Here is a 12513-nt window from a genome sequence, read left to right on the forward strand (position 1 = left end):
GGAAAAACATCGGTCTCATCGAACGATATCCGTCGAGGATCATCGCTTTTGCCGAATCATATGCGTGCCGCACGCTGGACGCATGGACACAGTGCACTCTGGAAGCGTGATGGACGACGACACTGCGCCCCCTTCGGCATCCGAGCTCGCCGAGCGCGCCGTCGCGCTCGCGCGCCGCTGGGTGGACGAGTCCGCCGCGGCGGACGTCGACCCGGCCGCCGCGCGTCTCGCCGGGCTGCTGAAGGACCCGCACGGCCTGCCGTTCACGATCGGCTTCGTCGACGGCGTGATGCGGCCCGAGTCGCTGGGCGCCGCGGCCGCGAACCTGCAGCGCGTCGCCCCGCTCGTGCCCGGCTTCCTGCCCTGGTACCTCCGCGCCGCCGTCCGCACCGGCGGCGCGCTCGCACCGCTGCTGCCCGCGCCGACCGTGCCCCTGGCCCGCCGTGCCCTGCGCGAGATGGTCGGCCACCTCATCGTCGACGCCCGGCCCGACAAGCTGGGCCCCGCCCTCGCCGCGATCCGCGCCTCGGGCGCCCGTCTCAACCTCAACCTGCTGGGCGAGGCCGTGCTGGGCGAGGACGAGGCGCGCACGCGGCTCGACGGCATCCACGACCTCATCCGCCGCGACGACGTCGACTATGTCTCAGTGAAGGTGTCGGCCATCGCCAGCCACATCTCGATGTGGGCGTTCGACGAGGTCGTCGAGAAGGTGGTCGAGCGGCTGCTGCCGCTCTATCTGACGGCCGCAGCCGCACCGGGTCCGGACGCGACGCAGACCTTCATCAACCTCGACATGGAGGAGTACCGCGACCTCGACCTGACGATCGCGGTGTTCACCCGTCTGCTCGCCGACCCGCGGCTGCAGCGGCTCGAGGCGGGCATCGTGCTGCAGGCCTACCTCCCCGACGCGCTGCCCGCGCTGCGGCGGCTGACCGCGTGGGCGCAGGAGCGCGTGGATGCCGGCGGCGCGCGCATCAAGGTGCGCCTCGTCAAGGGCGCCAACCTCGCGATGGAGCGGGTGGATGCCGCGATGCACGGCTGGCCGCTCGCGACGCACGCCAGCAAGCTCGACGCCGACGCCGGGTACATCCGCTGCCTCGACGAGGCGCTGCGAGCGGAGAACACGCGCGCCGTCCGGCTGGGCGTCGCGGGACACAACCTCTTCGACATCGCCTTCGCGTGGCTGCTCGCCGGTGAGCGCGGGGTGCGCGCCGACGTCGAGTTCGAGATGCTGCTCGGCATGGCGCAGGGGCAGGTCGCGGCGGTCTCGGCCGAGGTGGGCCACGTGCTCCTCTACGTGCCCGTCGTCCGCCCCGACGAGTTCGACGTCGCCATCAGCTACCTGGTCCGCCGCCTGGAGGAGAACGCGTCGAGCGACAACTTCCTCTCCGCGGCCTTCGACCTCGCCGACGATCCCGCGATGTTCGCCCGCGAGCGCGACCGTTTCCTCGCGTCGCTCGATCGCGCCGTCGATGCGGCCCTGCCGGCCGGCCCGCTCCGCACGCAGGACCGCGGAGCGCAAGCCGTCGCATCCGAGGCGCCCCTCGCCGTCACCCGGCCGGCGCCGGCCGATGCCGACGCCGACGCCGACCTCACGCAGGTCGTCCTCGGCATCGCGAGCGGCCGGGACGACGGCGGTGCCTTCGTCGACACCGCGGTGTTCGACCTCCGCGAGAGCGCCGCCGCGGAGGGGGCTCCCGGCTTCGCGAACGCCCCCGACACCGACCCCGCGCTGCCCGCGAACCGCGCGTGGGCGGCGGACATCCTGTCGCGGGTGGAGGGCTCGACCGCGGGGGAGGCTGCGATCGCCGCGGCCCGCATCGACGACCCGGCCGCGCTCGACGAGGTCGTCGCCCGGGTCCGTCGCGCCGGCGCGCGGTGGGCCGCGGTGCCGGCCGACGATCGCGCCGCGGTGCTGCAGGCCGCCGCACGCGGCCTCGAGGCGCGTCGCGGCCGGCTCATCGAGGTCGCCGCCGCCGAGACCGGGAAGGTGTTCGCGGAGGCGGATGTCGAGGTCAGCGAAGCCGTCGACTTCGCGAACTACTACGCCGCGACGGCGCGCGAGCTCGACCGGGTCGCGGGAGCCGTCTTCGTCCCGGCGGCGCTGACGGTGGTCGCGCCGCCGTGGAACTTCCCCGTCGCGATCCCCTCGGGCGGGGTGATCGCGGCGCTCGCGGCGGGGTCGGGCGTCGTCTTCAAGCCCGCTCCGCAGGCCCGGCGGTGCGCCGCGGTCGTCGCCGAGGCGCTGTGGGAGGCCCTGGAGGGCGCCGGCATCGACCGCGACGTCCTCGCGCTCGTCGACCTCGACGAGGGGGAGCTCGGTGAGCGTCTGATCGCGCATCCCGACGTCGACCGCGTCATCCTCACGGGATCGTGGGAGACGGCGCGGCTGTTCCGGTCGTGGCGGCCCGACCTGCCGCTGCTGGCCGAGACGAGCGGGAAGAACGCGATGATCGTCATGCCGTCGGCGGACCTCGACCTCGCCGCCGCCGACCTCGTGAAGAGCGCGTTCGGTCACGCCGGACAGAAGTGCTCCGCGGCATCCCTCGCAATCCTGGTCGGTCCGGTCGCCCGGTCCGAGCGCTTCGCCCGCCAGCTGGTCGACGCCGTGCGCTCGCTGCGGGTGGGACCCCCGTCCGACCCGCTCAGCGAGGTGGGGCCGGTGATCGAGGTGCCGCGCGGCAAGCTCGAGTGGGCGCTGACCACCCTGGAGGAGGGGGAGAGCTGGCTCGTCGCACCGGAGCCGGTGGATGCGGCCGACCCCGTCCACGCGGGACGGCTGTGGCGGCCCGGCATCCGCGTGGGCGTGCGCCCGGGGTCGCGGACGCATCTCGAGGAGTTCTTCGGCCCGGTCCTCGGGATCATGCACGCGGCATCCCTCGCGGAGGCGATCGAGCTGCAGAACGCCGTCGCCTACGGGCTGACCGCGGGCCTCTACACGCAGGATCCCGCCGATCTCGAGCTGTGGCTCGACGAGGTCGAGGCGGGGAACCTCTACGTCAACCGCGGCATCACGGGGGCGATCGTGCAGCGCCAGCCCTTCGGCGGGTGGAAGCGCTCGTCGGTGGGAGCGGGCACGAAGGCGGGCGGGCCGAACTACCTGATCGGGCTCGGCTCCTGGCGTCCCTCGGCCGGCGGGCCCCCGTCGTCGACGCTGCACCTGCGGGGTCTGGACGCGCGCATCACCGCGCTCATCGAGGCCGCCCAGCCGTCACTGGACTACGAGGCGTTCGAGTGGCTCCGCCGCGGCGCCCTCTCCGACGCCGTCGCCTGGGATCGTGAGTTCGGGCGCGTCAAGGACGTCTCGCACCTGGTGATCGAGCGCAACCTCTTCCGCTACCGACCCGTGCCGGTCGCGATCCGCGCCACCAAGGATGCCGCGTGGCACGCGCTCCTCCGGGTCGTCGTCGCAGGGGTGCGCGCCGGTGGCGAGATCACGATCAGCGCTCCGGTCGGGCTTCCCGCGGGGGTGCGCCGCGCGCTCGGAGACGTCGACGTCGCGGTCTACGTCGAGACCGACGACGAGTGGATCGCCCGCCTCGCGGCGACGCGCGAGGAGGACGGATGGCCGCGCGTGCGGTTCGTCGGACCGGTGGGCTCGGTCGCGGCCGCGCACGGCGTCCTCGTCGCGGCGACCGACGGCGACCCCGACCTCGCCGTGTACGACGGCGAGGTGACGACCGCGGGGCGGGTCGAGCTGCTCCCGTTCCTGCACGAACAGGCGATCTCGATCACGGCGCACCGTTTCGGCAACCCCGACCGGTGGAGCGAGGACGTGATCTAGGTGCCGACGGGACGTCCCGCCCGGGGTCGTGGCATGATGCCGCACATGCCGGAGACGTCTCTGCAGGTCCGCGCGCTCGCGGCGTCCGAGGTCGATCGCATCGAATCCGACGAGCCGCCCGGCCAGGGATTCGTCCGAGGGATGTGGCGGTTGCAGTCCCTCGGCGACAGCATCCTGCTGGTCGCATGGCTGGGCGATCGGCCGGTCGGCTCGGGACAGCTCGGCCTCCGCACGGTGCGGATCGAGCTGAAGAACCTGAACGTTCGGCCGGACGTCCGCGGCCGCGGCATCGGCAGTGCGATCGTCGTCGCGGCGGAGAACTGGTCGCGCGAGCGCGGGCATCGCCGGATCGCCATGGGCGTCGCCGTGGACAATCCCGAGGCGCGGCGTCTCTATCGGCGGCTGGGCTACGCCCCCACGGGCGAGCTCTCGACAGTGACCTACGAGTACGTGGATGCCCAGGGCGCCTCTCGCACCGCCACCGAGACGGACGAGATCCTCGTGAAGGTTCTCGGCTGAGTCACGCCGTCCCACCCGGAAGAGAAACAACTTATCTTTCTGGCGATGGAAGGTCGTGCGAGCGACGATATCTATGGCGCAACTGGGGAGCGCCGGACGGCGACATCGTCCTTCGAGGATGCATCAGGTCGTGCCGTCATCCGACACGCCGGGGGGAGTGTCGCTCTGGGGCCGGGGGGATCACTCGACCCCAGAGCTCCCGGAGTGCGCGCCGGGGCGCCCGGCATCCTCGATCGGCGTCATGAACCCGGAGATGAGGGCCCGGACGCCGAGCGCGAACAGCGTCCACGTGCCTTCGGGGATGTCCTCCGCCGCACCGACCTCGAACGTCGGATGCGGGATGCCTTCGACGGCCCGCAGTGCGAAGCCCTCCGACATCGCCGCCATCACCGCCGTGAAGTCCTCGACCGTCAGAGGAGAGCGCATCCGCAGCCCGTACGCCTCCATGAGGTAGACGTAGAACTCCGCGAACGCGGCGATCGAGCCGTCGTGACGCTCGCGGCTCGCCTCCTTCAGCTCGGGCCAGGTCTCCGCCGTGGCCCGCAGCGCCAGCGTCACGAGGAACTGCTGCGCGTCGAGCGCGTGGTCGGGGCGGTCGGCGTCGATGGAGATGCTCTGCACGTGCGCCGCGGCGGCGGCACGGATGACATCGTCGCCGTCGGCGCCCTCCGCCACGAGCTTCTCCACCGCCTCACGCGCGTACGCGGTCGGGCTCGTGCGCAGCCGCAGCCGCACCATGGACACCGCGAGGTCGCGCTGGTAGTCGTTCTGATCGGCCCAGAGACGGTAGGCGGCGCCGGTGGTCAGCCCCGCGCGGCGCAGCACCTCCTGCAGGCGGATGTGCTGCACGCCGGCGGAGACGCCGCGCTCGAGCAGCATCTGCATCCCGACGCGCAGCAGCAGCGCGCGCGTCTCGTCCCCCGTTCGCCGGGCCATGAGAAGAAATCTACTCACCTGCATGCGCTCCGCAACGGGGGCGCCGAACGGCCGTCTGGCACAATGGACACCTGGCGTGGAACGAGGAGCGAGAATGCCCGACCGGATCGCGCAGCACCGCCGGTACCTGATGTGCCGGCCCGAGCACTTCACGGTGAGCTACCGCATCAACCCGTGGATGGAGCCCGCCCTGCCCACCGACACGGCGAAGGCCGTCGCGCAGTGGCAGACGCTCTACGACGCGTATCGGGCGCAGGGGCACGAGGTGGAGCTGATCGACCCGCTGCCGGGGCTTCCCGACATGGTCTACACCGCCAATGGCGGGTTCGTCATCGACGGACGGGCCCTCGGGGTGCGCTTCCGCGTGGCCGAGCGCCGCGGCGAGGAGCGCCCCTTCATGGACTGGTTCGCGGCGCACGGCCTCGAGGTCGTGGAGCCCGTCGAGGTGCAGGAGGGCGAGGGCGACTTCCTGCTCGTCGGGCAGACGATCCTCGCCGGCACCGGGTTCCGTTCCACCGGCGACAGCCACCGCGAGGTCGCGGAGGTCTTCGGGCGCGAGGTCGTGTCGCTGCGCCTCGTCGACCCGCGGTTCTACCACCTCGACACCGCGATCTGCGTGCTCGACCCCGTCGAGGGCCCCGGCGGGGTGGATGCCGCGAACATCGCCTACCTGCCCTCCGCGTTCGACGAGCCGTCGGTGCGCGTGCTGGAGGACCGCTACCCGGACGCCATCCGCGTCGACGACGCCGACGGGGCGGTGTTCGGCCTCAACGCGGCATCCGACGGGCGTCACGTCTTCGTCTCGCCGCGCGCGACCGGTTTCGCCGCCCACCTGGCCGAGCGGGGATACGTGCCGGTCCCCATCGATCTGTCGGAGCTCCTGCTCGGCGGCGGAGGCATCAAATGCTGCACGCTCGAACTGCGAGGAAAGCGATGAGCACCACCACCGAGCCCGACGACGTCACCGCGACCCTGATCGCCGCCGAGGAAGCGCACGTCGCCCACAACTACCATCCGCTGCCCGTCGTCATCGCCCGGGGCGAAGGCGCCTGGGTGACCGACGTGGAGGGCAAACGCTACCTGGATCTGCTGTCGGCGTACTCCGCGGTCAACTTCGGGCACCGCCACCCCGCCCTCGTCGCCGCCGCGAGCGCACAGCTGGGGCGGGTGACGCTCACCAGCCGCGCGTTCCACAACGACCGGCTCGGACCGTTCGCGGAGGCGCTCGCCGCGCTCTGCGGCAAAGACCTCGTGCTCCCGATGAACACCGGCGCCGAGGCGGTCGAGACGGGGATCAAGGTCGCCCGCGCGTGGGCGTACCGCGTGAAGGGCGTCGCCGCCGGGGCCGCGACCGTCATCGTGGCGGACGGCAACTTCCACGGCCGCACGACGACGATCGTCGGCTTCAGCGACGACGAGCAGGCGCGCGCCGACTTCGGGCCGTTCACCCCCGGGTTCGTCCGGGTGCCGTACGGGGATGCCGCGGCCATCGCCGCCGCGATCGACGAGACGACGGCGGCCGTGCTCGTGGAGCCGATCCAGGGCGAGGCGGGAGTGGTCATCCCTCCCGACGGGTACCTGCGGGCGATCCGCGAGATGTGCGACCGCGAGAACGTGCTGTTCATCGCCGACGAGATCCAGTCGGGCCTCGCCCGCGTCGGCACGACGTTCGCGTGCGACCGCGAAGACGTGGTGCCCGACGTGTACCTGCTCGGCAAGGCGCTGGGCGGCGGCATCGTCCCGGTGTCGGCCGTCGTCGCCGACCGCGACGTCCTCGGGGTCATCCGTCCCGGCGAGCACGGCTCGACCTTCGGCGGCAACCCCCTGGCCGCCGCCGTCGGCCTGCAGGTGGTCGAGATGCTCGCGTCCGGCGAGTTCCAGACCCGGGCGCTCGCCCTCGGCGCGCACCTCGAGGAGGCGTTGCAGCCGCTGATCGGCAACGGCGTCACGGCCACGCGCGTCGCGGGGCTCTGGGCCGGCGTCGACATCGACCCGGCGCACGGGACCGGACGCGAGGTGGCGGAGAAGCTGCGCGGTCGCGGCGTGCTCGTGAAGGACACCCACGGCCAGACCATCCGCATCGCGCCCCCGCTCGTCGTGCGCGGCACCGAGCTCGACTGGGCAGTCGAGCAGCTGCGGCTGGTGCTCGCCGGCTGAGGTCCGCCGTCAGGCGACGGTGATCTCGACGCGGGGCCAGCCGGTCGCGCCGTCGGGGGCTGGCGGGGCGGCCGTCTGCGTCTGCGGTTCGCCGTCGGGGCCGATCGCGCGCGCCGTGATGGTGTGCTGTCCGGGGCTCGCCTGCCACGGCAGCGACCACTGCACCCAGGTGTCCGCGGAGATCGCGGTCGCGAGGGTCGCCTCCTGCCAGTCGCCGTCGTCGATGCGCACCTGCACGCCGCGCACCCCGACGTGCTGCTGCCAGGCCACGCCTGCGATCACGCTCTCTCCCGCCGCGACGGTGCCGCCGCGGCGCGGCACGTCGATGCGGCTCGCGAGCTTGATCGGTCCCCGCTCCGACCAGCCGCGCGGCGTCCAGTACCCCTGGGCGTCGGAGAACCGCGTGACCTCCAGGTCGGTGACCCACTTCGTCGCGGAGACGTAGCCGTACAGGCCCGGCACGACCATCCGCACGGGGAAGCCGTGCGCGATCGGCAGCGGCTCGCCGTTCATCCCGACCGCGAGGATCGCGTTGCGCTCGTCGGTCAGCGCCTCCAGCGGGGTGCCCGCGGTGAACCCGTCCGCCGACGTCGAGAGCACCATGTCGGCATCCGCCTGCACGCCAGCGCGGGCGAGGAGGTGACGGATCGGGTATCCGAGCCACAGCGCGGTGCCGATCAGGTCGCCGCCGACCTCGTTCGACACGCACGTGAGCGTCGTGACGCTCTCCTCGAGGGGGAGTGCGAGCAGCTCGTCCCAGCTCAGCTCGATCTCCTCGTCGACCTTGCCGTGGATGCGCAGCCGCCACGTCGCCGGATCGATCTGCGGCAGCGCGAGCGCCGTGTCGATGCGGTAGAAGCCGGCGTTCGGGGTGATGACGGGTGCCAATCCCGGGATGCCGAGGTCGGCCCCCGCCGGCACGGTCGCCGCGGCGGCGGCCCGCGGCAGGGTGATCGCGGCGCGGACGGCGGTGGCGGCGCGCGCACCGGTCTGCAGCGCCCATCCGCCGACCGCGGCCAGCGCGCCGGTCGCTGCCGCGCCGGCCGTCCACAGGAGGAAGGTGCGGCGCGAGGCGCCCGGGCCCACGGCATCCGTGTCCGATGCGGTCGCGGGCGGGGCCGCGGCGATCGCGCGCGTCACGAGAGCGCTCAGAGCGAGGAGGGTCGCCCCGGCGCCGACCGCCGGCGGCACGACGGCGAGGGCCGCGGCATCCGCCCGGGTGACGGCCGCTCCGGCGCCGAGGAGACCGAGCACGACCACGAGCGTCTGCGCGGCTCCGCGGGAGCGCACGGCGAGCAGGCCCGCGGCGGCGCCGAGCAGCAGGAGCACGATCGCGACCGCGGTGACCAGGGCCGCCTTGTCGCCGGTGCCGAACAGGGCGATCGCGAGGTCTTTGCCCCACGGCGGCGCGAGGTCGATGAGCGCTCCGCCGACGGCGGCGATCGGGCTGGCGCCGACGATCGCGCCGGTGAGCTCGGCGAGGCCCGCTCCGAAGGCCGCCGCGGCGGCGCCGGCGAGCGCGGCTCGACCTCGTGATCGCGTGCGCATGCGCTGATCCTAAGTCGCGGGGGCGCGATGAGGGTGCGGATGCCGCGGCATCCATCGTCACACTCAGGAAACACGGCCCGGACTAGGCTCATGGCATGGGTGACCTGTTCGACGGATACGGCTCGACGCTGGCTCCACGCAAGACCGTCTCGGGCGTGCCCGCCTTCGACGAGATGTTCACCGCGCCGGCGTCCTCCGGCGCCCCGACGACCTCACGCGCGGCGTACCGCGAGCTGCATCAGGCGCTCGCGAGACTCACGCAGGAAGAGCTGCGCGGGCGCACCGAGTCGCTCGCCAGCTCGTACCTGGCGCAGGGCGTCACCTTCGACTTCGCGGGCGAGGAACGGCCCTTCCCGCTGGATGCCGTGCCGCGCGTGATCGAGTACGACGAGTGGTCGCACATCGAGAAGGGCGTCCAGCAGCGGGTGCGCGCCCTCGAGGCGTTCCTCGACGACGCGTACGGTCACCAGCACTGCGTGCGCGACGGGGTGCTGCCGGCGGCGCTGATCGCGTCGAGCCAGTACTACTACCGCCAGGCCGCCGGCATCCACTCCGCGAACGGCGTGCGCATCCAGGTCGCCGGCATCGACCTCATCCGCGACGAGCACGGCGAGATGCGCGTGCTCGAGGACAACGTGCGGGTGCCCTCGGGCGTCAGCTACGTCATCTCCAACCGGCGGGTCATGGCCCAGACGCTGCCCGAGCTGTTCGTCTCCATGCGGGTGCGCCCGGTCGGCGACTACCCGAACAAGCTGCTGCAGGCCCTGCGCGCGTCGGCCCCGCCCGGCATCGAGGACCCCAATGTCGTCGTGCTCACCCCCGGCGTCTACAACTCCGCCTACTTCGAGCACACGCTGCTCGCGCGCCTCATGGGCGTCGAGCTCGTCGAGGGTCGCGACCTGCAGTGCGTCGGCGGCAAGGTGTTCATGCGCACGACGCGGGGACCGCGCCGCGTCGACGTGATCTACCGCCGCGTCGACGACGACTTCCTCGACCCGCTGCAGTTCCGCGCCGACTCGATGCTGGGAGCTCCCGGCCTCATGCTGGCCGCGCGCCTGGGCAACGTCACGATCGCCAACGCGGTCGGCAACGGCGTCGCCGACGACAAGCTGCTGTACACGTACGTGCCCGACCTCATCCGCTACTACCTGGCCGAGGAGCCGATCCTCAAGAACGTCGACACGTGGCGGCTGGAGGAGCCCGAGGCGCTGGAGGAGGTGCTCGACCGGCTCGACGAGCTCGTCGTGAAGCCCGTCGACGGCTCCGGCGGCAAGGGACTGGTCGTCGGGCCCGACGCGTCGCCGGCCGAGCTGGAGAAGCTCCGCAAGAAGCTGATCCGCGATCCGCGCGGCTGGATCGCGCAGCCCGTCGTGATGCTCTCCACCATCCCCACGCTCGTCGAGGACGGCATGCGGCCCCGTCACGCCGACCTCCGCCCGTTCGCCGTCAACAACGGCGACGAGGTCTGGGTGCTCCCCGGCGGGCTCACCCGGGTCGCGCTGCCGGAGGGCCAGCTCGTGGTCAACTCGTCGCAGGGCGGCGGCTCGAAGGACACGTGGGTGGTCGGCGGGGAGGCGCCCCGCCGCGGCGACTACGCCGTGCAGACCTCCGGGGGCCTCGCCGGGCTGGTCGCGGACCAGGCGTCGGTGACCGAGGCGATCCCGATCATCTACGACGCGCAGGGGCAGCAGTCCCATTCGCCGCAGGATCGCCCCCGCACCACGCGCGAGCAGCAGGAGCAGCAGCAACAGCAGGCCTCCCGTCCCGTCGGGGGTGAGCACGGATGCTGAGTCGCATCGCGGAGAGCCTGTTCTGGATCGGACGGTACATCGAGCGCAGCGACGGGACCGCCCGCATCCTCGACGTGCACCTGCAGCTGCTGCTGGAGGATCCCTGGATCGACGAGGACACGGCCTGCCGTTCGCTCATGGGCGTCATGGGCTCCGTGCCGCCGCCGGCGGGAACCGAGGTCACCCGCTCCGACGTGCTCACGAGCCTCGCCGTCGACCGTGCCAACCCGTCGAGCATCGCCTACGCCGTGCAGGCGGCGCGCGAGAACGCGCGCCGCGCCCGCGAGATCGTGTCGACGGAGCTGTGGGAGACGCTCAACACCACCAACTCGCGGATGCCGCGGCGGCTGCACAACGAGAAGGTGCACGAGTTCTTCCAGTGGGTGCGCGAGCGCTCCGCGCTCGCCGTCGGGATCACCGACTCGTCCACGAGCCGCGACGAGGCCTGGCAGTTCCTCACGCTCGGCCGCTCGATCGAGCGCACCGACATGACGGCGCGGCTGCTCGCCACGCGTGCGCTGACCGAGGCCTCGGGGCCGTCCTGGACGACGATCCTGCGCTCGTGCGGCGCGTACGAGGCGTACCTGCGCACGTATCGCGGGATGCCGAGCGCGTCGAACGCGGCGGAGTTCCTGCTCCTGGACCGTCTGTTCCCGCGCTCGATCATCTACTCGATCGCGCAGGCCGAGGCGTGCATGCGCGCCATCGACCCCGTCGCCGACCGCGTCGGCCACTCGAACACGGTGCTGCGCGCGCTCGGCCGCATCCGCAACGACCTGGAGTACCGTCCCATCGGCGAGATCCTCAGCGAGCTGCCCGACCACATGGAGCGGGTCCAGAAGGTCACCCGAGAGGCGTCGGAGGCCATCCGCGGGCGGTTCTTCCCGACACACGCCGAGCCGAGCTGGATCGGAGAGACCTCATGATGCGCCTGCGGATCGAGCACACCACCGGCTTCGCGTACCAGGGGGAGGTGGGCGCCTCCTACAACGAGGCGCGGATGCTGCCGATCTCCACGGACAGCCAGTTCGTGCTGAGCTCCCAGCTCGACATCGACCCGTCGACGAGCGTCAACTACTACCTCGACTACTTCGGGACGCGCGTCGCCGCGTTCGACGTGCTCGCGGGCCACCGCGACCTCGAGATCACGGCGCGCTCGCTCGTGGAGGTCCGGCCGCGTCCGCTGGAGTTCCCCGAACTGAGTTGGGAGCGCCTGGCCGCCGAGAGCGCCCGCTCCATCGGCACGGTCGAGATGCTCGGCCAGTCCGTGCGCACCGCGCCGCACCCCGACGTGGTGGAGCTGGCCCGCTCGATCGCGGGCCGGCACGCCGAGCCGGCCCGCGCGGCGGTGGAGATCGCCACGGCGATCGGCGACGCGATGGAGTACATGCACGGCATCACCGGCGTGCACTCGACGGGGGCCGAGGCCTGGGCCGAGCGCAAGGGCGTCTGCCAGGACATCACCCACATCACGCTGGGCGCCCTGCGCGCGGTCGGCATCCCCGCCCGGTACGTCTCCGGCTACCTGCACCCCGACCCGGACGCCGAGGTCGGAGCGCCCACGACGGGCGAGTCGCACGCGTGGGTCGAATGGTTCTCCGGCGGCTGGCAGGGCTTCGACCCGACCAACAACGTGGAGATCGGCGACCGCCACGTGCTCGTCGGCCGCGGCCGCGACTACAACGACGTCCCGCCGCTGCGGGGCGTCTACGCCGGCCCGTTCAAGAGCAACCTTCACGTCAAGGTCACCGTCACCCGGGAGGCGTAGCGCCCCGCGCC

9 protein-coding genes are annotated in these 12513 nt (G+C 72.6%); 7 read left to right on the forward strand and 2 right to left on the reverse strand.

The window, feature by feature from the left end:
• The first annotated feature begins 109 nt into the window (after positions 1–109).
• Together MHO01S_RS13710 and MHO01S_RS13715 are read left to right on the forward strand one after the other, a co-directional pair.
• Positions 110–3784, forward strand: a complete 3675-nt coding sequence (locus MHO01S_RS13710; RefSeq protein WP_061782464.1) for a proline dehydrogenase family protein — start codon at positions 110–112, stop codon at positions 3782–3784.
• A gap of 45 nt (positions 3785–3829) precedes the next feature.
• On the forward strand, positions 3830–4303 hold the full coding sequence (locus MHO01S_RS13715) for a GNAT family N-acetyltransferase (protein ID WP_061782465.1): 474 nt from the start codon (positions 3830–3832) through the stop codon (positions 4301–4303).
• A gap of 180 nt (positions 4304–4483) precedes the next feature.
• On the opposite strand, the gene MHO01S_RS13720 is transcribed toward MHO01S_RS13715, so the two are convergent.
• On the reverse strand, positions 4484–5239 hold the full coding sequence (locus tag MHO01S_RS13720) for a hypothetical protein (protein WP_060959340.1): 756 nt from the start codon (positions 5237–5239) through the stop codon (positions 4484–4486).
• 94 nt (positions 5240–5333) lie between these two features.
• Between MHO01S_RS13720 and ddaH the strand changes: the two genes are divergently transcribed.
• Both ddaH and rocD read left to right on the forward strand, forming a co-directional pair.
• The gene (gene ddaH / locus MHO01S_RS13725; protein ID WP_060959341.1) at positions 5334–6176 is read left to right on the forward strand and encodes a dimethylargininase; all 843 of its coding nucleotides are present in this window, start codon (positions 5334–5336) and stop codon (positions 6174–6176) included.
• Positions 6173–7396, forward strand: a complete 1224-nt coding sequence (rocD, locus tag MHO01S_RS13730; protein ID WP_061782466.1) for an ornithine--oxo-acid transaminase — start codon at positions 6173–6175, stop codon at positions 7394–7396. The genes ddaH and rocD overlap by 4 nt, the downstream gene beginning before the upstream one ends.
• A gap of 9 nt (positions 7397–7405) precedes the next feature.
• Here the strand turns inward: rocD and MHO01S_RS13735 are convergent, their stop codons facing one another.
• The gene (locus MHO01S_RS13735; protein WP_061782467.1) at positions 7406–8944 is read right to left on the reverse strand and encodes a molybdopterin-dependent oxidoreductase; all 1539 of its coding nucleotides are present in this window, start codon (positions 8942–8944) and stop codon (positions 7406–7408) included.
• A 95-nt stretch (positions 8945–9039) separates the two neighbouring features.
• Between MHO01S_RS13735 and MHO01S_RS13740 the strand changes: the two genes are divergently transcribed.
• The 3 genes from MHO01S_RS13740 to MHO01S_RS13750 are packed head-to-tail and all read left to right on the forward strand — an operon-like array spanning position 9040 to position 12502.
• Positions 9040–10734, forward strand: coding sequence for a circularly permuted type 2 ATP-grasp protein (locus tag MHO01S_RS13740; RefSeq protein WP_060959959.1), 1695 nt, complete (start codon positions 9040–9042; stop codon positions 10732–10734).
• Positions 10728–11660, forward strand: coding sequence for an alpha-E domain-containing protein (locus tag MHO01S_RS13745; protein ID WP_060959958.1), 933 nt, complete (start codon positions 10728–10730; stop codon positions 11658–11660). The genes MHO01S_RS13740 and MHO01S_RS13745 overlap by 7 nt, the downstream gene beginning before the upstream one ends.
• Positions 11657–12502, forward strand: coding sequence for a transglutaminase family protein (locus tag MHO01S_RS13750; RefSeq protein ID WP_060959957.1), 846 nt, complete (start codon positions 11657–11659; stop codon positions 12500–12502). The genes MHO01S_RS13745 and MHO01S_RS13750 overlap by 4 nt, the downstream gene beginning before the upstream one ends.
• Positions 12503–12513: the final 11 nt, after the last annotated feature.

Source organism: Microbacterium hominis NBRC 15708 (genome assembly GCF_001592125.1).
In the GTDB taxonomy this organism is placed as follows: Bacteria; Actinomycetota; Actinomycetes; order Actinomycetales; family Microbacteriaceae; genus Microbacterium; species Microbacterium hominis.

Bases quoted from the DNA above. Each gene is read 5' to 3' on its own strand.
- MHO01S_RS13710 (WP_061782464.1), top strand. From the start codon at position 110: ATGGACGACGACACTGCGCCCCCTTCGGCATCCGAGCTCGCCGAGCGC.
- MHO01S_RS13715 (WP_061782465.1), top strand. From the start codon at position 3,830: ATGCCGGAGACGTCTCTGCAGGTCCGCGCGCTCGCGGCGTCCGAGGTC.
- MHO01S_RS13720 (WP_060959340.1), bottom strand. From the start codon at position 5,239: ATGGCCCGGCGAACGGGGGACGAGACGCGCGCGCTGCTGCTGCGCGTC.
- ddaH (WP_060959341.1), top strand. From the start codon at position 5,334: ATGCCCGACCGGATCGCGCAGCACCGCCGGTACCTGATGTGCCGGCCC.
- rocD (WP_061782466.1), top strand. From the start codon at position 6,173: ATGAGCACCACCACCGAGCCCGACGACGTCACCGCGACCCTGATCGCC.
- MHO01S_RS13735 (WP_061782467.1), bottom strand. From the start codon at position 8,944: ATGCGCACGCGATCACGAGGTCGAGCCGCGCTCGCCGGCGCCGCCGCG.
- MHO01S_RS13740 (WP_060959959.1), top strand. From the start codon at position 9,040: ATGGGTGACCTGTTCGACGGATACGGCTCGACGCTGGCTCCACGCAAG.
- MHO01S_RS13745 (WP_060959958.1), top strand. From the start codon at position 10,728: ATGCTGAGTCGCATCGCGGAGAGCCTGTTCTGGATCGGACGGTACATC.
- MHO01S_RS13750 (WP_060959957.1), top strand. From the start codon at position 11,657: ATGATGCGCCTGCGGATCGAGCACACCACCGGCTTCGCGTACCAGGGG.